The 23,621-nt window shown below is 66.6% G+C and carries 20 protein-coding genes; 14 read left to right on the top strand and 6 right to left on the bottom strand.

The window, feature by feature from the left end:
• Window positions 1-30: 30 nt before the first annotated feature.
• From AC07M7_RS01070 to ubiM, 3 genes are all read left to right on the top strand, one after another.
• Window positions 31-576, top strand: a complete 546-nt coding sequence (locus AC07M7_RS01070; protein WP_046983173.1) for a DUF4019 domain-containing protein — start codon at window positions 31-33, stop codon at window positions 574-576.
• An 11-nt stretch (window positions 577-587) separates the two neighbouring features.
• A complete protein-coding gene (locus tag AC07M7_RS01065; protein ID WP_032128357.1) occupies window positions 588-977 on the top strand; it encodes an MAPEG family protein in 390 nt (129 codons plus the stop codon).
• An 80-nt stretch (window positions 978-1,057) separates the two neighbouring features.
• A complete protein-coding gene (gene ubiM / locus AC07M7_RS01060) occupies window positions 1,058-2,236 on the top strand; it encodes a 5-demethoxyubiquinol-8 5-hydroxylase UbiM (protein WP_495206556.1) in 1,179 nt (392 codons plus the stop codon).
• Between the two features lie 25 nt (window positions 2,237-2,261).
• Here the strand turns inward: ubiM and AC07M7_RS01055 are convergent, their stop codons facing one another.
• Window positions 2,262-2,483, bottom strand: a complete 222-nt coding sequence (locus AC07M7_RS01055) for an RNA-binding S4 domain-containing protein (protein ID WP_004150681.1) — start codon at window positions 2,481-2,483, stop codon at window positions 2,262-2,264.
• A gap of 265 nt (window positions 2,484-2,748) precedes the next feature.
• Between AC07M7_RS01055 and AC07M7_RS01050 the strand changes: the two genes are divergently transcribed.
• From AC07M7_RS01050 to AC07M7_RS01025, 6 genes are all read left to right on the top strand, one after another.
• Window positions 2,749-4,677, top strand: a complete 1,929-nt coding sequence (locus AC07M7_RS01050) for a DEAD/DEAH box helicase (protein ID WP_495206555.1) — start codon at window positions 2,749-2,751, stop codon at window positions 4,675-4,677.
• 226 nt (window positions 4,678-4,903) lie between these two features.
• Window positions 4,904-7,327 (top strand): putative bifunctional diguanylate cyclase/phosphodiesterase, encoded by a 2,424-nt coding sequence (locus AC07M7_RS01045; RefSeq protein WP_136638672.1) that lies wholly within the window; start codon window positions 4,904-4,906, stop codon window positions 7,325-7,327.
• Between the two features lie 109 nt (window positions 7,328-7,436).
• Window positions 7,437-9,101, top strand: a complete 1,665-nt coding sequence (locus AC07M7_RS01040) for a sensor domain-containing diguanylate cyclase (protein WP_495206554.1) — start codon at window positions 7,437-7,439, stop codon at window positions 9,099-9,101.
• 34 nt (window positions 9,102-9,135) lie between these two features.
• The gene (locus AC07M7_RS01035) at window positions 9,136-9,858 is read left to right on the top strand and encodes a pseudouridine synthase (protein WP_012510490.1); all 723 of its coding nucleotides are present in this window, start codon (window positions 9,136-9,138) and stop codon (window positions 9,856-9,858) included.
• 144 nt (window positions 9,859-10,002) lie between these two features.
• On the top strand, window positions 10,003-11,073 hold the full coding sequence (locus AC07M7_RS01030; RefSeq protein ID WP_428709195.1) for a sensor domain-containing diguanylate cyclase: 1,071 nt from the start codon (window positions 10,003-10,005) through the stop codon (window positions 11,071-11,073).
• 121 nt (window positions 11,074-11,194) lie between these two features.
• Window positions 11,195-12,355 carry an AAA family ATPase gene (locus AC07M7_RS01025; RefSeq protein WP_495206657.1) on the top strand — a complete coding sequence of 387 codons (1,161 nt, stop codon included), beginning with the start codon at window positions 11,195-11,197 and terminating at the stop codon, window positions 12,353-12,355.
• A 30-nt stretch (window positions 12,356-12,385) separates the two neighbouring features.
• On the opposite strand, the gene AC07M7_RS01020 is transcribed toward AC07M7_RS01025, so the two are convergent.
• The 3 genes from AC07M7_RS01020 to AC07M7_RS01010 are packed head-to-tail and all read right to left on the bottom strand — an operon-like array spanning window position 12,386 to window position 14,634.
• Window positions 12,386-13,333: a DMT family transporter gene (locus AC07M7_RS01020; RefSeq protein WP_046983164.1), complete on the bottom strand. Its 948-nt coding sequence runs from the start codon at window positions 13,331-13,333 to the stop codon at window positions 12,386-12,388.
• A gap of 45 nt (window positions 13,334-13,378) precedes the next feature.
• Window positions 13,379-14,191 (bottom strand): DUF72 domain-containing protein, encoded by an 813-nt coding sequence (locus AC07M7_RS01015; protein WP_495206553.1) that lies wholly within the window; start codon window positions 14,189-14,191, stop codon window positions 13,379-13,381.
• Complete coding sequence (locus AC07M7_RS01010) at window positions 14,191-14,634, bottom strand: VOC family protein (RefSeq protein WP_046983162.1); 444 nt, start codon at window positions 14,632-14,634, stop codon at window positions 14,191-14,193. Before AC07M7_RS01010 ends, AC07M7_RS01015 begins: the two co-directional genes overlap by 1 nt.
• 110 nt (window positions 14,635-14,744) lie before the next feature.
• Here AC07M7_RS01010 and AC07M7_RS01005 point away from each other — a divergent pair, with 110 nt between their 5' ends.
• The 3 genes from AC07M7_RS01005 (at window position 14,745) to agp (ending at window position 19,610) form a co-directional block, all read left to right on the top strand.
• Entirely contained in the window at window positions 14,745-16,307 is a 1,563-nt protein-coding gene (locus tag AC07M7_RS01005) for a serine hydrolase (protein ID WP_495206552.1), read from the top strand.
• 132 nt (window positions 16,308-16,439) lie between these two features.
• Window positions 16,440-18,272 carry a multidrug efflux ABC transporter SmrA gene (smrA, locus tag AC07M7_RS01000; RefSeq protein ID WP_253077657.1) on the top strand — a complete coding sequence of 611 codons (1,833 nt, stop codon included), beginning with the start codon at window positions 16,440-16,442 and terminating at the stop codon, window positions 18,270-18,272.
• Between the two features lie 120 nt (window positions 18,273-18,392).
• Window positions 18,393-19,610 (top strand): bifunctional glucose-1-phosphatase/inositol phosphatase, encoded by a 1,218-nt coding sequence (agp, locus tag AC07M7_RS00995; RefSeq protein WP_495206551.1) that lies wholly within the window; start codon window positions 18,393-18,395, stop codon window positions 19,608-19,610.
• A gap of 474 nt (window positions 19,611-20,084) precedes the next feature.
• Here the strand turns inward: agp and AC07M7_RS00990 are convergent, their stop codons facing one another.
• Window positions 20,085-21,893, bottom strand: a complete 1,809-nt coding sequence (locus AC07M7_RS00990; protein ID WP_495206550.1) for a DUF885 domain-containing protein — start codon at window positions 21,891-21,893, stop codon at window positions 20,085-20,087.
• A gap of 113 nt (window positions 21,894-22,006) precedes the next feature.
• On the opposite strand from AC07M7_RS00990, the gene AC07M7_RS00985 reads away from it, so the two are divergent.
• Both AC07M7_RS00985 and AC07M7_RS00980 read left to right on the top strand, forming a co-directional pair.
• Window positions 22,007-22,363, top strand: coding sequence for a GFA family protein (locus AC07M7_RS00985; protein WP_046983156.1), 357 nt, complete (start codon window positions 22,007-22,009; stop codon window positions 22,361-22,363).
• Between the two features lie 32 nt (window positions 22,364-22,395).
• Window positions 22,396-23,163, top strand: a complete 768-nt coding sequence (locus AC07M7_RS00980) for a DUF4349 domain-containing protein (protein WP_426355766.1) — start codon at window positions 22,396-22,398, stop codon at window positions 23,161-23,163.
• Between the two features lie 112 nt (window positions 23,164-23,275).
• Here the strand turns inward: AC07M7_RS00980 and AC07M7_RS00975 are convergent, their stop codons facing one another.
• Window positions 23,276-23,569 carry a hypothetical protein gene (locus AC07M7_RS00975; RefSeq protein WP_046983155.1) on the bottom strand — a complete coding sequence of 98 codons (294 nt, stop codon included), beginning with the start codon at window positions 23,567-23,569 and terminating at the stop codon, window positions 23,276-23,278.
• Window positions 23,570-23,621: the final 52 nt, after the last annotated feature.

Genomic DNA, 23,621 nt, shown 5'->3' with positions numbered 1-23,621 from the left:
GCGGTTCTTTCCCGAGAACCGGCGGTGTCCATGAAGCGCGTGCTCCTGCTGCTGTCCTTGCTGCCCCTGACTGCATTGGCGCAGGCGCCTGCGCCCGCCACGCCTGCACCGGCGCCCGCCCGCCCGGCACCTGCTTCGCCAGCAGCAGCAAAACCGGCCACGGCCGGCGCACCGGCGCTGACCGCCGCGCAGCAGGCGCAGGTACAGAAACAGGACGCGGAAATGGGCGCGGCCGCAGTGAAGGCGGCGCAGCTGGTCGATGCCAACCGCGCCGGCGAATTGTGGGATGGCGCTTCGGCCGTCGCACGCCGTGCTGTACCGAAGGCGGCCTTCGTCAGCCAGTTGGCCAGCGAGCGTGCGCGGCTGGGCGCCCTAGCTGGCCGCGGCCAGCCGACCATCACCCGGGTCAAGTACAACGCCGGTGCGGCGGTACCCGAAGGCCTGTACATCAACGTCAGCTTCCCGACCCGTTTCGCCAACAGCGCACAACCCGTACGCGAACTGGTGTCGTTCCGTTTCGACGAGGACCATGTGTGGCGCCTGGCCGGTTACAGCCTGCGTGCGTCGGCACCCTGAGGAGATGAACGATGGCAACTGAACTGACGATGCTGGCCTGGTCGGTGCTGCTGGGCTTCGTCTACATCTTCGCCACCTCCACCGTAGTCACCCGCGAGCGCGGGATGAAGTGGAATGCCTCGGCGCGTGATGGCGAAGCCAGGCCACTCAGCCCGCTGGCCGGTCGCCTGCAGCGGGCCCAGGCCAACTTCCTGGAGACCTTCCCGTTCTTCGCCGCTGCTGCGATCGCGGTGGTGGTGGCCGGGCGCGGCAACGACACCACCGCATTGGCGGCGCAGGCCTACTTCTGGGCACGGGTGGTCTACCTGCCGCTGTATGCCGCAGGCGTGCCCTACGTGCGCAGCCTGGTCTGGGCGGTATCGCTGCTGTCGATCCTGGCGCTGGTGTTCGCGCTGCTGTGATCGTGGCCTGATCCAGATCAAGGCCGCTCAGGTCCGCAGCGCTATGCTGGCGGCGACTGAATCAACGGCAGGAGGCGCGCATGCGCAGGATGGACGTGGTGGTGGTCGGCGCCGGACCGGCGGGTCTGTGCTTCGCGCGCGCGCTGGCCGGCAGTGGCCTGCAGGTCGGCATGGTCGAAGTACAGCCGCGCCAGGCGCTGGCCGACGCTGCCTTCGATGGCCGTGAGATCGCGTTGACCCATGCCTCGCGGCAGAGCATGGAACAGCTGGGCCTGTGGCAGCGACTGCCGGACGCCGAAGTCGCCGAATTACGCGATGCCAAGGTGATGAACGGCAGTTCGCCGTTTGCGTTGACCTTTGCCAGCAGCCAGGTCGATGGCCAGCCGTTGGGCTGGCTGGTGCCCAACCATCTGATCCGCCGCGCTGCATGGGATGCCGTGCAGGACCAGGACGGACTGGAACTGTTTGACGGGCGCAAGGTGCAGAGCGTGCAGGCCGATGCGCAGGGCCATGTGGTCACGCTGGATGACGGCAGCACGCTGCACGCGCGCCTGCTGGTGGCCGCCGACAGCCGCTTCTCAGCAACCCGCCGCATGCTCGGCATCGGCGCGCAGATGCGCGACTTCGGCAAGTCGATGCTGGTGTGCCGCATGCAGGTCGAACGTGATCACCACCACACCGCATGGGAATGGTTCGGCTACGGCCGTACCATGGCACTGCTGCCGCTCAACGAGGGCCAGGCGTCTGCGGTGGTCACCTTGCCGCCGCGCCAGATTGAAGCGCTGCTGGCGATGGACGAAGTGGCCTTCGGTGACGCCATCAGTGACTGCTTCGAGCACCGTCTGGGCCGGATGCAGCCGGTGGCCACGCCGCAGGCGTATCCGCTGGTTGGCGTCTATGCGCACCGTTTTGTCGGCGAGCGTTCGGCGCTGATCGGCGATGCCGCGGTGGGCATGCATCCGGTCACCGCACATGGCTTCAATCTGGGCCTGGCCAGCGCGCAGCGGCTGGCGCAGGGCATCGTCGAACAGCAGCGTCGAGGTGCCGACATCGCCGCCGCCGGCATGCTGGCCAGCTACCAGCGCGGTCATCGGCTGGCATCGCGGCCGCTGTACGAGGCCACCAACGCGATCGCCAGCCTGTATACCGACGATCGCCGCCCGGCGCGGCTGCTGCGCGCGGCCGGCCTGCGTCTGGCGCAGGGCGTTGCGCCGTTCAGGCAGCTGATCGCCTCGCACCTGACCCAGCGCGTGGCCTGAACCGGTTCAGATCAGCCCGTTCAGATCAGCCGGCGGCCAGCACGCGGATCTGGCTGTCGGCGAATTCAACCACCTGGCCTGCGCGGATCTTGCAGGCCTTGCGCAGTTCGACCTCGCCGTCGACCAGCACCTGGCCGTCGCTGATGACCATCTTGGCCTCGCCGCCGCTGGTGACCAGGTCGGCCAGCTTGAGCAGCTGCTTGAGCTCGACGTAGTCGCCGTCGAGGTCGAATTCGAGAATCTGCATGGAACGGGTTTCCTGGGAAGGGGCGCCGGATTCTGGCCGGGCCGGGAGAGGGCGCGTATTGTGCGCCAGCACGGTGCATGACGGCACACGCACGGCAACCTGTATGCATGGTTCAGGATCAATGCGGTATGATTCCGCTCTGAGCGAGTGAAATCTCCTCCAACCGAGCAGCGCCAGGGCACGCGATAAGAAGGGCGCCCAAAGCGCGGACCATCACCTTTTTTATCGCACTGCCAGGAAGACGGCAGTGTCTTCGGAGTTCCCCATGTCCCAAGAATCCCAAGCGCAGCTGCAGTTCGCGCAGCTCGGCCTGTCCGAGTCTGTCATGCAGGCGGTCACCGCCATCGGCTACGAAACCCCGTCGCCGATCCAGGCTGCCACCATCCCGGCGATGCTGGAAGGCCGTGACGTGCTGGGCCAGGCCCAGACCGGCACCGGCAAGACCGCCGCCTTTGCGCTGCCGGTACTGTCCAACATCGACCTGCAGCAGATCAAGCCGCAGGCGCTGGTGCTGGCCCCGACCCGCGAGCTGGCCATCCAGGTCGCTGAGGCGTTCCAGTCCTATTCCTCGAAGATCCCCGGCTTCCGCGTGCTGCCGGTGTACGGCGGCCAGCCGTACGGCCAGCAGCTGTCGGCGCTGCGTCGCGGCGTGCACATCGTGGTCGGTACCCCCGGCCGCGTCATCGATCACCTGGATCGCAGCACGCTGGACCTGTCCGAGCTGAAGACGCTGGTGCTGGACGAAGCCGACGAAATGCTGCGCATGGGCTTCATCGACGACGTCGAAGCCGTGCTGAAGAAGCTGCCGGCCAAGCGCCAGGTGGCGCTGTTCTCGGCCACCATGCCGCCGCAGATCCGCCGCATCGCGCAGACCTACCTGCAGGATCCGGTGGAAGTGACCATCGCGGCCAAGACCACCACCTCGGCCAACATCCGCCAGCGCTACTGGTGGGTGAGCGGCATGCACAAGCTGGACGCGCTGACCCGCATCCTGGAAGTCGAGCCGTTCGACGCGATGATCATCTTCGCGCGCACCAAGGCCGGCACCGAGGAACTGGCCAGCAAGCTGCAGGCCCGTGGCCTGGCCGCTGCCGCCATCAACGGCGACATGCAGCAGGCGCAGCGTGAGCGCACCATCGCCATGCTGAAGGAAGGCAAGCTGGACATCCTGGTCGCCACCGACGTGGCGGCCCGCGGCCTGGACGTGGAACGCATCAGCCATGTGCTGAACTACGACATCCCGTACGACACCGAAAGCTACGTGCACCGCATCGGCCGTACCGGCCGTGCCGGCCGCAGCGGCGAGGCGATCCTGTTCGCCACCCCGCGCGAGAAGGGCATGCTGCGCCAGATCGAGCGCGCCACCCGCCAGCCGATCGAAGAAATGCAGCTGCCGAGCGTGGAAGCGGTCAACGACAACCGCATCAACAAGTTCACTTCGCGCATCACCGAGACCCTGGGCCAGGGCGGCCTGGACTTCTACCGCCAGCTGCTGGAACGCTTCGAAACCGAGCAGAACGTGCCGGCCATCGAAGTGGCTGCTGCGCTGGCGAAGATGATGCAGGGCGATACCCCGTTCCTGCTGCAGCCGCCGGTGCGTGCACCGCGCGAAGAGCGTGCGCCGCGTGAGCGTTTCGAGCGCAGCGAGCGCCCGGAACGTGGCGACCGCAACGAACGTGGGCCGCGCTTCGAGCGTGGCCCGCGTCGTGACGATGCCGAGGGTGGTTTCGAGCAGCGCCCGCGCCGTGACGTGCCGCCGCGCGGTGCACCGGAGCAGGGCATGGAGACCTACCGCATTTCGGTCGGTCACCAGCATGGCGTGAAGCCGGCCAACATCGTCGGCGCCATCGCCAACGAAGCTGGCCTGGAGAGCCGTTTCATCGGCCGCATCGACATTCACGACGACTTCTCGCTGCTGGACCTGCCGGCGCAGATGCCGTCGGACGTGCTGACCCACCTGCAGAAGGTGTGGGTCTCCGGCCAGCAGCTGCAGATGCGTCCGCTGGCGGCCGGTGAAGAGATCAATCCGGCGCCGCGTCCGTTCAAGCCGCGCTTCGACAAGCGTGGTCCGGGTGGTCCGGGTGGTCCGCGCCGCAGTGGCCCGGGTGGCCATGGTGGCGACCGCGGTGGTGACCGCGACAGCCGCCCGCCGCGCCGTGACGGCTTCAAGCCGCGCGGCCCGCGCAGCTACTAAGCCCCACCTGCGGTCCTGAACAACGCCAGCCTCCGGGCTGGCGTTGTCCGTTGTGGCCCGGAAAAGGGGACGGAGGGGATTAAGTCTCTTATGCCCGGCAGTGCGCTTATGCCGAAAACGACTTAATCCCCTCCGTCCCCTTTTCGCATGGCAAACACATTGGCGGTCATAGGCTGGCTCGGTTCCAAGGGAGGTTGTCACCGCAGCACATTCGGGGGGATCCGGGATGGGTAGGAGTGGCACGGACCAACACAGCCGGCGGGTGCCGATGACCCGTGGGCTGGGACTGCGATTTGCGTTGCTGACGGGCATGGCGATCGGATTGGTCGCCTTGTCCGCCCTTATCCAGGAGCTGCAGGCGGCGTCCACGGCCTGGATTGCCGGGCAGGGCTACTGGTCACGGGGGCAGCAGGATGCGACTGCTGCGTTGAGCCGTTATCTGGCGCGCGGCCATGCCCAGGATCTGAACGACGCGCGGCAGGCGCTGCAGGTGCCCCTGGGCGATCTGCAGGCAAGGCTGGCGCTTGAACAGGCCGAGCCCGATGAGTCTCGGGCGCGGCAGGGCTTCCTGCAGGGCGGCAATGCCCGCGCCGATATTCCGCGGTTGGTGTTCTCGTTCCGCTATGCGCGGGACCTGGGTGCGTTCCGCGAAGCGACCGCGCTGTGGCGGCAGACCGATGGCGACCTGATGGCGGTGCAGGACCTGGTGGCGGAGCTGCAGCGGCGGCACGGCGGAGGCAGCTTGCCATTGACCGATCGTGATCGCTACCTGCAGCAGCTGCGGGATCTTGATCGACGCCTGCAGGTACAGGCGCAGGCGTTCTCGCAGGCGCTGCTGCGGATGGCAACGATGGTGCGGGTGGCGACGCTGATGGTCGGCGGCCTGTCGGTACTGGCGATCAGCCTGATGGCGGTGGCCCTGGCGCGTCGCGTCGGCAAGGACCTGACCGAGCATGAGAGCCGCTTCCGTGCCGCGTTCTACCAGGCCAACGTCGGCATGCTCAAGCTCGACACCGATGGCAAGGTGATGGAAGCCAACCAGGCGATGGCCGATATCCTGGACTATCGCCGTGACGTGCTGCTGCAGATGTCACTGGGTGACCTGCTGATGGAAGGCGAGCTGGTCATCGATGGCGTGGGCCGCATCGACTGGGACCGGCAGCTGCGACCGAGCGAGCTGCGCTTCTGCCGCCGCGATGGCAGCCTGGTCTGGGGGCGCTGGAGTGGTACCGGCGTGCGCAGTGCCGGTGGTGGGCTGTCGGTGTTTGCGATCATCGAAGACGTCAGCCAGAACCATGCACTGGCGCGCGAGATCGAGCATCACGCCAGCCACGATCCGTTGACCGGTCTGATCAACCGCCGCGAGATCGAGCGGCTGCTGGAACGTTCGCTGCTGCAGGTGCGCAGCGAGGGCGGCACGCATTCGCTGTGCTACATCAACCTGGATCACTTCAAGCTGGTCAACGACAGCTTCGGCCACGCTGCCGGTGACCAGATGCTGCGCAGTTTCGCCGACTACCTGGTGGCAGCAGTGCGTGATGGTGACTGGGTGGGCCGGCTCGGTGCCGATGAATTTGCGGTATTCCTCGCCCATGCCGGGCAGGACGAGGCCAAGCGGGTACTGCAACGGGTGATCCGCAACCTGGGCCAGGCCACGTTCCCGATCAGCGAGGGCAGCCCGCAGTTGAGCTGCAGCATCGGCGTGGTCGAGGTCAGTGCCGAGGCGCCGGACGCGAACTGGTTGATGAGCGCCGCCGACAGCGCCTGCTATGCGGCCAAGCAGGCCGGTCGCAACCGTGTGCACTGCTTCAACGAGAATCGCATGGCGCTGGAGGAGCGGCGCCAGGAAGCCGAGCGCCTGCAGGGCGTCAGCCTGGCGATGGCCGAGAACCGCATGCTGTTGTATGCACAGCGCATCGCCCGGGTGGGGGATCCGTCCTACCTGCACTACGAAGTGCTGGTGCGCATGCGCGGTAGCGATGGCAGCCTGCACCTGCCCGGCCAGTTCATGCCGGCCGTGGAGCGTTATGGCATGGCCGTGGCGCTGGACCGGCACGTGCTGGGGCTGCTGTTCCGCCACCTGCAGGTCTGCCCGGCACACGTGCGCCAGCTGGGGCTGTGCAACGTCAATGTGTCCGCGCAGTCGATCGCCGAGCCCGGCTTCCTGGCCTTCGTCTGCGATCTGCTCGAGCGCAACCGCGCGCTGGCCTCGAAGCTGTGTTTCGAGATCACCGAGACCGCGGCGATCAGCAACCTCAGCCAGGCCCGCGCTTTCATCGATGCGGTGAAGGCACGCGGCTGCCGGATGGCATTGGACGATTTCGGCTCCGGCCTGTCCTCGTTCGGCTACCTGCGCCAGTTGCCGGCCGACATCCTCAAGATCGACGGCGCATTCGTGCGTGACATGGATACCGACCCGATCAGCCACGCCACCGTGCGTGCGATCAGCGAGCTAGGGCGTGAACTGCAGATGGAGGTGGTGGCCGAATGGGTGGAGACCGCCGAGGTGGCCGCCGCGCTGACCCGGCTCGGCGTGCAGGGGCTGCAAGGGTATGCGATCGAACGACCGCAGCCGCTGGAACGGATGACCCTCAGTGACCTGAGGCCGGTGCGCCTGGTGGCGGTGAAGGGGCCTCCGGCAGCTGGCTGAACGGCAGGTGGCGACTTTGGTCTACACATGCGCTGCGCGCCCGGCTGCGATAATGCGCGCCAGGGGCGACGCGCAGTGGGCGCGGACGTAAGCAGGAACAGGATGTGGCGTGGGCGTCAGGCAGTGGCGGTATGAAACAGGGACGCTGCTGGTCGTCCTGCTGATGGGAGTGCTGTTTCCCGATCCGGCGCGCGCGCGCATGGCCGAGGCCGGCCGGGATTTCCTGCTGGTTGGCGCACCTACGGATGAACCGACGCCGCATCGTGGCTGCACGCCCGCGATGCTGGCCGGGCCACGCGAGCAGGTAGAGGTCCCCGCGCCACCCGGGGGCTGGTCGGGGCAACCCCAGGCCCTGGATGTGTTCAACGTGTTCGCTGGCGAAGTCCGCGTACAGCATGGCGACCGCGAGATCTGCGGCAACATGCACGATGCACGCACCCGTGATTCACGCTTCCGTGCCGGCATCGGCCTGGTGGCGGTGCCGGCAGCTGGCAGCCATGAGCCGTTCCTGGTGTCGTGGCAGGCGCCGCTGAAAGCGCGCTGGGTGCCGACCTTGCGGCTGGGTGCGCCCAGTCCGGTCCAGCAGAACGATACCGCCCGCCTGCTGGTGCGCGCGGCCTGCATCGCGGTGGCGATCGCGCTGGCGCTGTCGGCATTGATGGCCTACCTGACCACCCGTGACCGCAGCTTCCTGGTCTACATCGGCGCGACGTTCGTGGTGGTGGTGTGGCAGGCGATTCTTGGCGGCTTGAGCGGCTACCCCGAACCCTGGCTGCCGGTGGGGGAGCGTGGCGCATGGTGGCTGCTGGCGCTGACCGCTGCGACCCAGGCGCTGGTACTGCCCGCTCTGTGGCGCCTCAACGGCGGGGACCGCCTGCTGCCACGCTCACGGCCGGCACAGCAGGGCGTGCTGTGGGGCCTGATGGGATTGGCCGCGCTGGTACCCTGGCTGCGCTGGGAAACCCTGACGCTGGTCGCGCAGGGCCTGCAGCTGAGCTTCATCCTCGGTTGCCTGCTGTCACTGGCCGCCGGCATGCGGGCGTGGTTGCGTGGTGACTGCTGGGCGCTGGCAGGCCTGGCGGCGCTGGTGCCGCTGCTGGTGATGATCGCCGCCGATGCCAGCAGTGCGGAGTGGCTGCTGGAGTACCGGGTGGAAGCACTGCAACTGTCGGTGACCTGGCTGCTGATGATGGCGGCCTATGCCCTGAACCAGCGGCTGGGGCGGCTGCGCCAGCAGCGTGATGAGCTGCGCCAGCTGGCCGAGACCGACGGCCTGACCGGATTGCCCAACCGCCGCGCCGGCCTGCAGCAGCTGGCCCGGCACCTGGAGCGGGTCGATCGTGAGCGTGGCCCGCTGGTGATCGGCTTCCTGGACATCGATCTGTTCAAGGACATCAACGACCGCCACGGCCATGCGGTGGGGGACCAGGTGCTGGTGGCGGTGGCGCGCGCGCTGCGGACTGCGGTGCGCAGCGAGGATGAGGTGGTGCGGATGGGCGGCGAGGAATTCCTGCTGCTGATGCCGGGCATGCCGCGCGAAGCGGCGTCGGCGCGGCTGGATCGGCTGCGCCAGCGCATCATCGAGGCTGGCCAGGCATTGCAGGTCCCAGGGCTGGAGGTCACGGCCAGCATCGGCCTGGCACAGTGGCGTCCGGGCGAGGATGACCTGGCCGCGCTGCTGCGCCGGGCCGACCATGCCATGTACGTGGCCAAGCGGGCGGGCCGCAACCGCGTCTTCGACGGCGAAGAACTCGATCCACCCGTGCCGGAATGAAGCGCAGCGGGCGGCGATGCCGGATAATGGGCCGATGACCACCCGACTCAACAAACATATCGCCGACACCGGCTTCTGCTCCCGCCGCGAGGCCGATCGCCTGATCGCCGCCCGCCGGGTCACCGTCAACGGCCACCCGGCCGGTACCGGCGCGGTGGTGGGCGAGGAAGACCAGGTGCTGGTCGACGGCCAGCCGCTGCGCGCGCGCGTTGCACGCAAGCCCGGTACCCGCCGCCACGTCTACATCGCGCTGAACAAGCCGGTGGGCGTGACATGCACCACCGAAACCTCGGTCAAGGGCAACATCGTCGACTTCGTTGGCCATGAACAGCGCATCTTCCCGATCGGCCGTCTCGACAAGGAGTCTGAAGGGCTGATCCTGATGACCAGCAACGGTGACATCGTCAACCAGATCCTGCGTGCCGAGAACGGCCATCAGAAGGAATACCTGGTGGCGGTGAACAAGCCGGTCACCGACGAGTTCCTGCGTGGCATGGCCCGCGGCGTGCGCATCCACGATCAGATGACGTTGCCCTGCAAGACCTCGCGCATCGCCAAGTTCGGTTTCCGCATCACCCTGCAGCAGGGCCTGAACCGGCAGATCCGCCTGATGGCTGCCGAGTTCGGCTATCGCGTGACCCAGCTGCGCCGCGTGCGCATCGACAACATCAAGATCGGCGCGCTGAAGCCGGGCCAGTGGCGCAACCTGACCGAGCAGGAACTGCAGGGCCTGCTGCCGAAGCAGCTGGACTGGTAACGCGAGGTAGTGCCGGCCGCTGGCCGGCTGCACCAGGCATCGGATGAGCGCGGGATGCCGGCCAGCGGCCAGCACTACCCGTTGTGCGGATTGCGGACCGGCATCGGCTAGACTCCGCAGTGACCTGCCGGAACGTGACGCTGCATGATCAAGCCCGACAAGCCTGCCAACGAAGCCCTTCGGCTCGAGGCGCTGTACCGCTACCGGATCCTGGATTCGCAGCGTGAGAAATCCTTCGACGACCTGGTCGCGATCGCCAAGGCGGTCTGTGGCACTTCGATGGCGGCGGTGACCCTGATCGATGTGGAACGGCAGTGGTTCAAATCGATCCAGGGCATCGACGCGGCGGAGAACCTGCGCAGCGATTCGATGTGTGGCCACGCCATCCTGCAACCGCAGGAAATCATGGTGGTGGAGGACGCGTTGCAGGACGCCCGCTTCCATGACAACCCGGTGGTGACCGGCGACCCGCACATCCGTTTCTATGCAGGCGCGCCACTGATCAGCTCAGATGGCCTGCCGCTGGGCACGCTGTGCGTATTCGACGCGCATCCGCAGCACCTGCCCAGCGACAAGGCCGAGGCGCTGGCGGCGTTGTCGCGGCAGGTGATGCTGGTGATGGAGCTGCGCCGCTTTGCGCTCGACATCCAGAAACACATGCTGGAACGTGATGATTACGAGCGCCTGCTGTCGGAATACCAGGACGTGCTGCTTGCGCAGAATGCCGACCTGGCCGAGCAGAGCCGTACCGATGCGCTGACCGGCCTGCCCAACCGCCGCGCGATGGCGGCGGCGCTGGAAGAGGCGGTTGCGGTGGCGGATGGTCAACCGGGCGTCGCCTGCGTTGCGCTGCTCGACATCGACCATTTCAAGCACATCAACGATTTCCAGGGCCACGCCACCGGTGACCGGGTGCTGGCCGAGCTGGGTGTGCTGCTGCGCTCGCACTTCACCGGCCGCGGTATGGCTGCGCGCTACGGCGGCGAGGAGTTCGTGGCGGTGATGCCGTCGACCGACCTGCATACGGCCGAACTGCAGTGCGAGTTCCTGCGCCTGGCGGTGGCCGACCTGCCGCTTGGATTCCCGGTCACGATCAGCATCGGTGTTGCCCAGCACCAGCCAGGTGAAAGTGTGGATGACACGCTGGCTCGCGCCGACAAGGCGCTGTACCGGGCCAAGGGCAATGGCCGCAACCGGGTGGAACGGGCGGGCTGAAGCACCCTCAGGTAGATCAACGCCACGCGTGGGTGAAGAATCCATTCGAATGCCGTGCGCGTCGCATTCCCTGCGATCCACGCGCTGCACCATGGCACTCCTGTTCCCACGGATGCCGACCATGCTGCAGACCCTGGCCATCGCCCACTACCGTTCGTTGCACGGGTTGGTGCTGCCGCTGCAGCAGCTGAACGTGGTCACCGGCGACAACGGCAGCGGCAAATCCAGCCTGTACCGCGCGCTGCGCTTGCTGGCGGAGACCGCGCAGGGCGGGGTCGCGGCGGTGCTGGCCCGTGAAGGCGGCCTCGCTTCGGCATTGTGGGCGGGTCCGGAAAAACCAGATCGACGGGTCACTGCCGGCGAGATTCCATTGCAGGGCGGCCCACGCCAGGAATCGGTGGGACTGAAGCTGGGCTTCACCACTGACGAATTCGGCTATGCCATCGATCTGGGCTACCCGCCACCGAGCCGTTCCGCATTCGCACTGGACCCGCAGATCAAGGTCGAGGCGATCTGGGCTGGGCCCTTCCTGCGCAGTGCCAACCTGCTGGTCGACCGCCGTGGTGCAATGGTGCGGCAACGCCATGCGCATGGCTGGGATCTGGTTGACGACCACGTGTCACTGTTCGACAGCCTGTTCACCCAGGTCGGCGATCCGCAGCGCATGCCGGAGACCATCGCCCTGCGCGAGTACATCCGTCGCTGGCGCTTCTACGATCATTTCCGCAGTGATGCCGATGCACCGGCGCGGCAGCCGGCGATGGCCACGCGTACGCCGGTGCTGCATCACGACGGCCGCGATCTGGCCGCAGCGTGGGTGACCATTCTCGAGATCGGGGATCCGGGCGCACTGGCGCGCAGCGTGGACGATGCTTTCCCGGGTGCCACGGTCAGCTTCGAGCCGCTGGATGGCCGGCTGGCCCTGCGCTTCCACCAACCTGGCCTGCTGCGGTCGTTGTCGATGGCCGAGCTGTCCGACGGCACGCTGCGCTTCCTGCTGCTGGCCGCTGCGCTGCATACGCCGCGTCCGCCACCGTTGCTGGTGCTCAACGAGCCGGAGACCAGCCTGCACCCCGATCTCCTGCCGGCGCTGGCGCGGCTGATCATCGCCGCCAGCGCACGCAGCCAGGTATGGGTGGTTTCACATGCCAGCCGCCTGATCGCGGCGCTGGAACAGGCGCCCGGATGCCACTCGCTGCACCTGCAGAAGGAACATGGCCGCACGCTGTTGAGCGGGCAGGGCCTGCTGGATGCACCGGCATGGCATTGGCCGCAGCGTTGACACGGCCATCCACGACCGGGGTGACTGCGCTCAGTCGGCGATGTTGCGTGCTTCGGCGGTACCGAGAATCTCCGGGTGCTGCACCGGCCTGCGGCGGTTCAACAACGGATGCAGGAATACCGCGCCGACGATGATCGCCACGCCCAGGTAGAACCACGGGGTGACCTCGTGCTGTTCGCGCAGTAGCACCACCGCCAGCAGCACGGCATAGACCGGCTCCAGGTTGGTCACCAGCTGCACGGTGTAGGCGCTCAGGTGGCGCAGCGCAACCAGCGCCAGGGCGAACGGCAGCAGCGTGCAGAACCCGGCCAGCACCAGCAGCAGGATGCCGTCGTGCAGGTCCGGTACCACCCAAAGCGGGCTGGCCAGCGCCGGCAGCAGGTAGGGCATCAGCGGCGCCAGCAGGGTCAGGGTGAGGGTACCTGCACCCAGTTCCAGTGCCGTGACCGTAAGCGGATCGGCGTGGCTGACCATGCGCTTGTTGAGCGAGCCGAACACCGCCACCAGCAGCGCCGATATCGCGCCGATCAACACCCCCAGGCGCATGCCGTCGGGCACGCCACCGACCACCAGTGCCACGCCCGGCAGCACGGCCAGGCCGAAGGCCAGTTCACGCAGCTGGAACGGCCGTTTGGCAACCCAGGGTTCGATGATCGAGGTGAACACCGGTGCCAGCGCGATGCAGGTGGCGGCCACCGAAGCGTTGGCCAGTTTCACCGCACCGTAGAAGGTCAACCAGTGCAGGGCAACCAGCGCGCCGATGCCGGCATAACCTGCCACCAGTCGCAGTGGCAGGGTACGCAGCCCGCGCCAGACCCGCGGCAGCAGGGCCAGCATCGCTGTCACCAGCAGCATGCGCCACCACACCAGCGGCAGCGCGGGCAGGGTGATCAGTTTGCCGAGGATGGCGGTGACGCCCCACAGCAGGACACAGAAGTGGATCTGCCACAGCGCTTTGCGGGTGTCGGGTGTGCTCATCGGCCTATTGTGAGGCAAGGCGGCGCCCGTCGCGCATCGGTCGTGCTATGCGCCGCCGTCTACGTGCCTCTGCAGCGCCATTGCCGCCGCAGGATTGCGCGCTTTGGCAGCGCCTATGCACAGCAGGTAGACCTCGCGCGATGTTTCCGTGGCTGCCGTGGCGAGGCAGGGCAGGTCGGCCACCGGCTCGCCGCGTGACCAGCGTCCTGCGCGCTCCGCCCAGCGCTGCTGCACCGGGGCCGGCAGGCCCTCGTTCAAGCGTGCCTGGCTGCGCTTGATCCGCGCGTAGACGAAGCAGGCACTGACATCTCCATGCAATGGCGCCTCGTCGCTGTCCTCGATCACCAGCGCCACGCCATGGCGGCGCGCGGCGGCGACCAGTGCCGGGCCATGTGCTTCGGCGTTGCGAACCTCCAGCGCGTGCTGCAGCGGCACGCCGTCCAACTGCTTCGGCAGCTGTGCCATCAGTGCGCCCAGCGTTTCGGCACCGGCCGGATGGCGTGGGTCGAACTGCCACAGCAATGGGCCGAGCCGGTCACCCAGCGCGAGCGCCGCCTGCAGGAACGGCGCTGCAGCTTCCACGGTGCTGGACAGGTCGCGACGTTGCACCAGGTAGCGCGGCGCCTTCATCGAGAAACGAAAGCCCTCCGGCGTCTGCGCGGCCCATTGCGCGCACTGGGCGGCAGAGGGCGTGCGGTAGAAGGTGCCGTTGATCTCGATGCAGCGTAGCGCGCGGCTCGCATGGGCCAGTTCCTCGCGTTGCGGCAGGCCCGGCGGATAGAACATGCCGCCGCGCCATTCGGGAAACACCCAGCCACCGATGCCGCAGCGGATCGCGGCCTGCGTCGTTGCGGCCATCACTGGCCGTGGTCCACGCGCCACGGATCGTAGCTGCCGAACCACCACAGGTAACCTTCTGGGTCGGCACAGGCGTAGCCACGGCCACCGTAGTCCTGGTCGGCAATGTCGATGACGATGCGAGCGCCGGCGGCCTTGGCCCGCGCGTAGTGCGCGTCGGCATCGGTAACGATCACGCAGGCGCTCTGGGTCTGGCGGCCGCCGACCTCGTCCGGCATCACCGCCAGCTTGGACCATTCGCCGCTACTGCTGCTCGAGCCGAGCATGATCATGCCGCTGCCATATGTGAGCTGCGCATGGAACACGGTATCGCCGTCGGCATACACCGCCTGGACGTGAAAACCGAAGGCACGTTGCAACCACTCGATGGCGGCCTGCGCGTCACGGTAGCGCAGGCACGGAATGATGGTCGACCCGTTGCTCGGTTGTCCGTTTTCGCCCATGACACCCCTCCTATGGCACAGGGCAGGCTGCGCCCGGGGCCGTTACCATCGCGCGAAACCCCGGTGACGGCCTCCACATGGCCGCCACCCCTGTTCGGAGATCGTGCTGGATGAAAACCTGGATTGGAGGAGCCGTGCTGCTGGCGTGCACGACCATGGCGAACGCTGCGACCCCGGAGCAGCTGCAGGACCTGGATGCCACCGTCGAGCGCGTGCGTGCACAGTTCGACGTGCCCGGCATTGCCGTGGCCGTGGTCAAGGACGGCCAGGTGGTGCTGGAACGCGGCTGGGGCGTGCGCGAGCAGGGCAAGCCGGAGCCCGTGCAGGCCGATACGCTGTTCGCCATCGCTTCCAACACCAAGGCATTCACCGCCACCTCGCTGAACCTGCTGGCCGAGGACGGCAAGCTGAAGATGGACGACAAGGTGATCGACCACCTGCCGTCGTTCCGCATGTCCGACCCGTTCGTGACCGGCCAGATGACGATCCGCGACCTGCTATCGCACCGCAGCGGCCTGAGCCTGGGTGCCGGTGACCTGCTGTTCTGGCCGACAACCTCCTACAGCAACGCTGAAGTGGTGGAGCGTCTGGGCAAGGTGCCACTGAAGGGTGGGTTCCGCGAAAGCTACGCCTACGACAACATCCTGTACGCGGTCGCCCAGCAGGTGATCGAACACGTCACCGGCATGAGCTACCAGCAGTTCCTGCAGACCCGCATCTTCGACAAGGTGGGCATGGCCGGCACGCGCTACAACGCCGATCACCTGAAGCCGGGCGACAAGGCGGCGGTCGGCCACGCCAAGTTCGATTTCAAGGACCTGCGCACCGTCGCGCCGCTGACCTGGTCGAACAACGCCGGCGCCGGTGGAATCTATTCCAGCGCGCACGACATGGCGCGCTGGATGCAGGTACAGCTGGCCGAGGGCAAGCTGGCCGATGGCACGCCGCTGTTCACCGACAAGAGCCAGCAGCAGATGTGGCGGATGATCACGCCACAGTCGATCCCGGCGCCGAGCGTGCCGGAGCTGGCACCGGCGCGGGCAAACTTCGCCGGCTATGGCGAGGGCTGGAGTCTGAGTGACTACCGCGGGCAGAAACTGGTCTGGCACACCGGTGGCTGGCCGGGCATGGTTTCGCGGCTGACCTTGGTGCCGGGCGAGAAGCTGGGCGTGGTGGTGCTGACCAACCAGGAAGTGGGTGCGGCGTTCAACGCGATCACCCTGAGCGTGCTTGATGCCTATCTGGGCGGCGAGAAGCACGACTGGGTGGATGCCTATGCCAAGGCCGTGGCCAAGGGCCAGGACAAGGCCGACGAGGCCTGGGCCAAGCACCAGGCGGCGCGCGACAAGGGCAGCAAGCCGTCGCTGGCAATGGCCGGCTACAGCGGCACCTTCCGCGACCGCTGGTATGGCGACATGCAGGTCAGTGCCGAGGGCAAGGGGCTGCGCCTGCGTTTCATGAAGACCACGCAGCTGAGCGGCCGGCTGGAGCATTGGCAGCACGACACCTTCATCGTGCGCTGGGACGACCGTTCGCTCAATGCCGATGCGTTCGTGAACTTCAGCCTGGACCCGGACGGCAAAGTGCGCGAGGTGCGCATGCAGTCGATCTCCGACCTGACCGATTTCAGCTTCGATTTCCAGGACCTGCTGTTCACCCCGGTGGCCCGGTAGGTGCCAACCTTGGTTGGCCTGCGGTAGGGCGCCCACCAAGGTGGGCGACTACCGGGGGGCTCAGGCGATCATCGGCTGGCGTACACATCCGGCGTGGGATACTTCGCCGCTTGCAAGAGGCGAGGGAATGCGATGTTCCGTTGGTTTGAATCCCTGATTCCGGTGTTTCCGCCCGTGGACGGGCGCATGCCGCCGCGCAAGGTGGTGCCGTTCTACCTGCACTACCTGCGCCCGGTGTGGCCGGTGCTGCTGGCCACGCTGATTGCCGGCCTGCTGCTGGCGCTGGTGGAAGTGGCGATGTTCGATTACCTGGGCCGCATCGTCGACATGGTCGCCGAGCAGCCCGGTGCCGGCTTCTTCCAGCGCCATGCCAACGAGCTGGGCTGGATGCTGTTCATCACGGTCATCGCTCGGCCGATCCTGGTCGGCCTGCACAACCTGCTGGTCAACCAGGCGATCGTGCCAGGCCTGAGCAACCGCTCGCGCTGGCTGATGCACAACTACGTGGTGCGGCAGAGCCTGAACTTCTTCCAGAACGACTTCGCTGGAAGCGTGGCCAACCGGGTGATGCAGACCGGTACCTCGCTGCGCGAATCGGCTGTGCAGATGGTCGATTCGCTGTGGTACATCGTGGTCTATACCGGCACTGCGCTGTACCTGTTCGCACAGGCCGACTGGCGCCTGATGGTGCCGTTGATCCTGTGGCTGCTGACCTATGCGGTGATCCTGGTGTACTTCGTGCCGCGCGCGAAGGAACGGGCGTGGATCGCTTCCGAAGCACGTTCCAAGGCGATGGGCCGCATCGTCGACGGCTACACCAACATCCCTACGCTGAAGCTGTTCGCCCATGGTGGCCGCGAGCAGGCCTATGTGGCCGAGTCGATCCAGGAACTGGCGGTGAAGCACCGCGCGCAGACCCGGGTCACCACCGGCATGGACCTGGCCATCGCCATCGTCAACGGTTTCCTCATCGCCGGTACCTGCGGCCTGGCGCTGTGGTTGTGGAACGGCGGCCACATCACCGTTGGCGCGATCACGCTGGCGACCGGCCTGGTGATCCGCATCCACAACATGTCCGGCTGGATCATGTGGACCATCAACGGCATCTTCGAGGACATCGGCACAGTGCAGGATGGCATCACCACCATCGCCCAGCCGCTGACCGTGCAGGACCGCGAGGATGCGGTGCCGCTGCAGGTGACCCGTGGTGGCGTGCACTTCCAGGACATCCACTTCCACTACGGCAAGAAGGGCGGCGTGATTGCCGGCCTGGACCTGGTGGTGAAGCCGGGCGAGAAGATCGGCCTGGTCGGCCCTTCCGGTGCCGGCAAGTCGACCCTGGTCAACGTGCTGCTGCGGCTCTACGACCTGGAAAGCGGGCGCATCCTGATCGACGATCAGGACATTGCCTACGTTACGCAGGAAAGCCTGCGCCAGCAGATCGGCGTGGTCACCCAGGACACCTCGCTGTTGCATCGCTCGATCCGCGACAACCTGCTGTATGGCCGCCCCGATGCCACTGACGAGCAGTTGCATGCCGCCGTGGCCAAGGCACGCGCCGCAGCCTTCATCGATACGCTGGTGGACGGGCAGGGCCGGCGTGGCTACGACGCGCACGTGGGCGAGCGCGGCGTGAAGCTGTCCGGTGGCCAGCGCCAGCGCATCGCCATTGCCCGCGTGCTGCTGAAGGACGCACCGATCCTGGTGCTGGATGAGGCGACCTCGGCATTGGACTCGGAAGTGGAAGCAGCGATCCAGGACAGCCTGGACCAGTTGATGGGCAACAAGACGGTGATCGCGATCGCGCACCGGTTGTCGACCATCGCGCGCATGGACCGGCTGGTGGTGATGGACCAGGGCCGCATCGTCGAGACCGGTAGCCACGCCGAGCTGATCGAGGCCGGTGGACTGTACGCGCGGTTGTGGGCGCGACAGACCGGTGGTTTCGTGGCTGCTGATCGGTGATCGTTTCGGGGTCGGAGCCCTTTCCGGTGGACAGGGATCCGACCCCACATCACGTCCCTCGGGGTCGGATCCTTTTCCGCAGGAAAAGGCTCTGACCCCGAGCCCTTTCCGGAAACCAGCATGATCCGATTCCTGTGCCCCCTGTTTCTGGCGCTCACCCTCGCCGCAACGGTTGCGGCCGCTGCGCCGGCGCCAGTGGAAGGCGACCACCTCGAGCAGGTTGTCCTGCTCAGCCGCCACAACCTGCGCGCTCCGGTGGTGGCATCGGGTGCTTTGGCCAATGCCACACCGGAGCGCTGGCCAATCTGGGACGTGGGTGCTGGCGAGCTGACCACCAAGGGCGGCGTGCTGGAGGTCTACATGGGCCGTTACATTGGCCAGTGGCTGCGCCACGCACAGCTGCTGCCGGTATCAGGCTGCCCGCAGCCGGCTGATTTCCATGCCCATGCCAACAGCCTGCAGCGCACCCAGGCCACCGCGCAGTTCTTCATTGCCGGTGCGTTCCCGGGCTGCCATGTCACGGTCGAGCAGCGCATGCCGCTGGGAGTCATGGATCCGTTGTTCAACCCGGTGATCCACAACGGTGATGCGGCCTTCCGCGAACGCGCGTTGTCGGCGATGCAACAGGCGCAGGTCGCATCGTATCTGGCACCGGCGTTGGCAGTGGTGGAGGCGATCACCCGCTACCCGCAGTCGGCTGTGTGCGCAGGCCGCAGCGAATGCCACCTGACGCCGGCCGATTCCATTCTCAGCGCAGAGCCGGGCAGGGAACCGCGTACTACCGGTTCGTTGGCCCTGGCCAGCGGGCTGGTCGATGCCTTGCTGATGGAGCACTACCAGGGCAATGGCATCCCCCGCGAAGGCTGGGGCCGATTGAACACGGAGGCCCAATGGCAGGCGCTGGCGCAGATCCGCAACAGCTACCAGGACATCCTATTCGGCACCCCCGAGGTCGCCCATGACGTGGCCGCGCCGCTGCTGGCAAGAGTGAATGCGTTGTTCGAGGACCCGGCATCGCCGAAGGTGAGCCTGCTGGTCGGCCACGATTCCAACATCGGTTCCGTGCTGGCGGCGCTGGGAATCGCGGACTACACGTTGCCGGGCCAGTACGAGAAGACGCCGATCGGCGGTCTGCTGCAGTTTGAACGCTGGCGTGATCATGGGGCAGGCGAAGCGCGTTATCGGTTGGTGTATGTCTATCCCACGCGCGGGCAGCTGCGTGGTGCTATCCCGTTGACCGACGCGCAGCCGCCGGGGCGGGTGGAGCTGATGCTGCCGGGCTGTGGGCAGTCGGGTTGCAGTGAAGCGCAGTTCAAGAACCTGCTGCATTCACCTTGAATCCGGGGATGGATGGCAGCGTCGCATTGTGATGAGACGGAGGCAGCTTCGCGTCCCGTATGCTCGGATTCGGGTAGTCTCCAGCGATCAACCAAGCGATCTCGGTGAATCATGAACATTACGGGCTTTCTTGTAATGGACGGTGATGGAGATGAAATAAGGGCGGATCCCCATGGCAGCAACATTGCCTTTACGTGTTTTGATTGTGGATATCCGGTGGTGGCCGATGCCTCGGAGAACCAACGTGGGAGCGACGAGGATTGTCCCGCTGCCTGCCGCGGGTGTGGTGTGGAGTACTTCCTCGATTTGAGACTGAACTCGAGGAAGCTGTATATCCACATCGTCTGATTGAGTGGTGGCAGAAGCGGTGCGAACCAAGGTTCGCACCCACCAGGATGGCAGGTCGCAACTGCCAGAACAGAAAACGGCCCGGGTCTCCCCGGGCCGTTCCATTTCCGACTCACACCTGATCGATCACTCGATCGGCTGGTCCAGCATCAGCTGGCGTGCGAAGCGCACCGGCGGTGCGCCGTAGGACAGCATCTGGTCGTGGTAGGCCTTCAGGTTGAACTTGTCACCCAGCTTGTCCTGCATCGCCTTGCGGGTGTCGAAGTGTTCCTGCGCACCGACGAAGTAGGTCGGCAGCTGAGCCGAGGTCAGCTGCGCACGCACCCACTTGCCCGAGGCTTCGCTTTCCTGCTGGAAGGCGTCGTGGGTCATCAGGTGCATCGCCTTCTCGCGATCCCAGTTGTCCACGTGCACGCCCTGGTCGAGGATCGCGTTGGAGATCGTGCGCAGGTAGAACTTCAGCTGCACCAGGTGGAACAACGGGTCGTTGTTGAGATACCCCTGCTCCTGCATCATGCGCTCGGTGTAGACCGCCCAGCCTTCGGCGAACAGGCCCGAGCGCAGCACCGCACGCAGGGTGGAGGGGAACTTGGCCGAATGCCAGCCTTCCAGGTAATGGCCCGGCGTGCCTTCGTGGATGCTCAGCAGGTGGATCATGCGCGAGTTGTACTCACGCAGGAACGAGTCGACCTGCTTGTCGTTCCAGTCCTCCGGAATCGGCGAGACGGCGTAGAAGGTCTTCAGGTTCTTGTCCAGCGGGCCGGGCGAATCGCAGTAGGCCACTGCCACGCCACGCTGGAATTCCGGCATCAGGATGATGTCCACCGGCGCGTCGGGCAGGGTCATCAGATCGTGTTCGCGGACGAACGCAGTGGACTGGTCCAGCGCGGCCTTGGCATCGTCGACCACCTTGTCGCGTGCCGGCTTGTCAGCGTAGGCCAGTTCCAGCGCGGCCTCGATCGCCTTCTGCTGCTGCTCGTCGCTCGGCTGCGCCGGCATCTCCGGTGCGCCGGGCTTGTCCTTCAGCACGGTCTGCGCGATGCCGTACATGTCTTCGCGCACGCGCTTGAGTTCGGCGCGTGCTCGCTCGCCGATCTCCTGCCGCGACAGCGAGGAATTCAGCGCGAACTTCAGCTTCTGGTCGTACTTCTCCGCACCGATGCGGAAGTCGCCCTTGGCGTTGGGCACCAGGGTCTTGTCCAGCCAGGTCTGCTGCTCGTCCACGGCCTTCTTCAGGCCATCGATGGCGGCCTGCAGGCGCTGCTGGTCGGCCTGCGGCAGTTCGCCGATGTGCGGGGTGATGAAGGTATCGACGATGCTGAGAATGCCCTTGTTCTGCTTGGCCACCGTCTCGGCATGGATCTTTGGCACGCGGGCCGGATCCAGGTTCTCGCGGGCCTGGGCGAAGATCGCCGGCAGCTTCTCCATGCGCGCGGTGGCCGACTTCAGGCGCTCGGGCAGCGGTGCGAACTCACGGGCCATCAGGCCGTAGATCGCGCTGCCGGCCACGCCGTTGTACAGCTGCGGGTCCCACTTGCCGGACTGCATGACCTCGGCATTCCAGATCTCCGACTGCAGCTGGTTGCGCAGGATCGCCGCGTCCACCTGGTTCTCGCGGCCGAGCTTGGCCACCTCGATCTTGTCCAGCTCGCCCAACAGCGCCTTGTAGGCGGCCAGGGTCTTCTGCTGGCCGGCCGCGCTCAGGTCGTCGATCTCGCTGTCATAGCGGTGGTCGCCGATCTGGGTGGCGCTGACCGGCGAGAGCTGCATCCAGGTGTCCAGGGCGCGCTTGGACAGGTCGGCGAAGGCGGCATCAACCGCTGCGTCACCGGCCTGCTGGCTGGCGGCCGGGGTGGAACCGTTGGTCGGGGCGTCGGCCGGCTGGCAACCGGCCAGGGCGGCGACCAGGGCGAGGGCAAGAAGATGCGGGCGCATCGGCGTTCCTGTACTGGGGTCAATTCCCGAGCATAGGCCCCCGGAGCTGCTTTGTCCCCGTGCCATAGGATTACCATGGGCACTGACAAGGACCCTCCAGCGGAGCGCAGGACATGGAATACCAGGGAAGCTGCCATTGCGGCAGGATCGCATTCACCGTACAGGCCGAGGCGCCGATCAGCGACGTCATCGACTGCAACTGCTCGATGTGCCGTCGCCGCGGCAGCCTGCTGTGGTTTGCCCCGCGCGAGGCGTTCCAGCTGAGCACCAATCCCGCGGACGTGGCCACCTATCATTTCAACAAGGCCCACATCGATCATCACCATTGCCGCGAGTGCGGCGTTGCCCCCTACAGCGAAGCGGTGGACCCGCGCACCGGCACGCCGATGGTGGCGGTGAACGTGCGCTGTGTACCGCAGGTGGATCTGGCCACGTTGGCGGTGATGTCCTACGACGGAGCGGCACTGTGAGGCCGGTGCACGTGTGGATGCGCGTGGTGACGATGCCGGTGCTGCTGCTGGTGCTGGTGGCCTGTGCCAAACACGGCGATGTGGCGGCCGACGCAGGCGCTACCGCCGCCGAAGCTGCCGTTGCTTCACCGGAAGGCGCATTCCTCGCCTACGAACACGACGTGCAGGTGCAGCTGGAAGCGGCGCAGATCGCACCGCGCATCCAGCAGGTGGCGCAGGCCTGCCAGAGCGCGAAGTTCGGTGACTGCGCGGTGCTGCAGGTCGATCAGCGCAGTGGCGAGCAGCCCAGCGGCGAGGTCAAGGTACGCATTGCGCCGAAGGGCACTGAGCCGTTGATCGCGTTGGCCGGTGAGGGCGGCAAGCTGCAGTCGCGTAACACGCGCGCCGAAGATCTCGCGCAGCAGGTCGCCGACACCGCACTGACCAAGGCGCGGCTGGAGAAGGAACACGCGCGGCTGCTGTCCTACCAGGACCGCAAGGACCTGAAGATCGAGGACCTGATGGCGATCACCACGCGCCTGTCGGAGATCGAAGCGGGCGTCGAACAGGCCAACAAGGATTCGGCGCAGCAACGCCGGCGCATCGATACCCAGCTGGTCACGATGCACTTCGATACCACCTCGGGCCAGCGCAGCCGCAGCGAGATCGGTGAGGCGCTGAGCGAATCGGGCAGCATCCTCAGCACCAGCATTGCGTTCCTGATCCGCGCTGCCGCCGCGTTGTTGCCGGTAGCGGTGCTGGCGTTGATCGCGACCTGGGGTGTGCGGGCGTGGTGGCGTCGCCGTCGTCGCAAGCCGTAATCGCACGTGTTCGCCGGGCATGGCCTGGCGCTACCGGAACAGACGGCACATGGCCCGGCGCTACCGGGGTGCTTCGAGCATCGGGTAGCGCCGGGCCATGCCCGGCGGAATATCAACCTTCGTCGGTCTCGTACTCGACGAACACATCAAGCTCCAGCGCAAGCTCCTGCACTGCATCGCGCACCTTCTGCGCAGTGCTCTCGTTGCCCACTTCCACCTCCAGTTCGTGGGTGCCCGGGCCGATGTCATCGGACAAACCGGCCGAACTGGAATCGTCGTCGTCCATGTGCGGCATCAGGTCGTCGGTTTCCTCGACATGCTCGATGCCGTCCAGGCCAAGCAGCAGATCGCTGATCGCACGGGCGTCGTCTTCGGTTCCGGTAATACGCAGTCGTAGCAGGGCCATGGCAGAAGCACGTAGGGGAGTTCGCCTGCAGCCTAGCCAGCCGCGGGCAAAG

The organism is Stenotrophomonas sp. GW821-FHT09E08 (genome assembly GCF_059416125.1).
The sequence above is the reverse complement of the archived record's forward strand: the minus strand, read 5'-3'. Positions and strand labels throughout refer to the sequence as shown.

Excerpts from the sequence above, each read along its gene's own strand:
- AC07M7_RS01070 (WP_046983173.1), top strand. The coding sequence starts at position 31 with ATGAAGCGCGTGCTCCTGCTGCTGTCCTTGCTGCCCCTGACTGCATTG.
- AC07M7_RS01065 (WP_032128357.1), top strand. The coding sequence starts at position 588 with ATGGCAACTGAACTGACGATGCTGGCCTGGTCGGTGCTGCTGGGCTTC.
- ubiM (WP_495206556.1), top strand. The coding sequence starts at position 1,058 with ATGCGCAGGATGGACGTGGTGGTGGTCGGCGCCGGACCGGCGGGTCTG.
- AC07M7_RS01055 (WP_004150681.1), bottom strand. The coding sequence starts at position 2,483 with ATGCAGATTCTCGAATTCGACCTCGACGGCGACTACGTCGAGCTCAAG.
- AC07M7_RS01050 (WP_495206555.1), top strand. The coding sequence starts at position 2,749 with ATGTCCCAAGAATCCCAAGCGCAGCTGCAGTTCGCGCAGCTCGGCCTG.
- AC07M7_RS01045 (WP_136638672.1), top strand. The coding sequence starts at position 4,904 with ATGGGTAGGAGTGGCACGGACCAACACAGCCGGCGGGTGCCGATGACC.
- AC07M7_RS01035 (WP_012510490.1), top strand. The coding sequence starts at position 9,136 with ATGACCACCCGACTCAACAAACATATCGCCGACACCGGCTTCTGCTCC.
- AC07M7_RS01030 (WP_428709195.1), top strand. The coding sequence starts at position 10,003 with ATGATCAAGCCCGACAAGCCTGCCAACGAAGCCCTTCGGCTCGAGGCG.
- AC07M7_RS01025 (WP_495206657.1), top strand. The coding sequence starts at position 11,195 with ATGCTGCAGACCCTGGCCATCGCCCACTACCGTTCGTTGCACGGGTTG.
- AC07M7_RS01020 (WP_046983164.1), bottom strand. The coding sequence starts at position 13,333 with ATGAGCACACCCGACACCCGCAAAGCGCTGTGGCAGATCCACTTCTGT.
- AC07M7_RS01015 (WP_495206553.1), bottom strand. The coding sequence starts at position 14,191 with ATGGCCGCAACGACGCAGGCCGCGATCCGCTGCGGCATCGGTGGCTGG.
- AC07M7_RS01010 (WP_046983162.1), bottom strand. The coding sequence starts at position 14,634 with ATGGGCGAAAACGGACAACCGAGCAACGGGTCGACCATCATTCCGTGC.
- AC07M7_RS01005 (WP_495206552.1), top strand. The coding sequence starts at position 14,745 with ATGAAAACCTGGATTGGAGGAGCCGTGCTGCTGGCGTGCACGACCATG.
- smrA (WP_253077657.1), top strand. The coding sequence starts at position 16,440 with ATGTTCCGTTGGTTTGAATCCCTGATTCCGGTGTTTCCGCCCGTGGAC.
- agp (WP_495206551.1), top strand. The coding sequence starts at position 18,393 with ATGATCCGATTCCTGTGCCCCCTGTTTCTGGCGCTCACCCTCGCCGCA.
- AC07M7_RS00990 (WP_495206550.1), bottom strand. The coding sequence starts at position 21,893 with ATGCGCCCGCATCTTCTTGCCCTCGCCCTGGTCGCCGCCCTGGCCGGT.
- AC07M7_RS00985 (WP_046983156.1), top strand. The coding sequence starts at position 22,007 with ATGGAATACCAGGGAAGCTGCCATTGCGGCAGGATCGCATTCACCGTA.
- AC07M7_RS00980 (WP_426355766.1), top strand. The coding sequence starts at position 22,396 with ATGCCGGTGCTGCTGCTGGTGCTGGTGGCCTGTGCCAAACACGGCGAT.
- AC07M7_RS00975 (WP_046983155.1), bottom strand. The coding sequence starts at position 23,569 with ATGGCCCTGCTACGACTGCGTATTACCGGAACCGAAGACGACGCCCGT.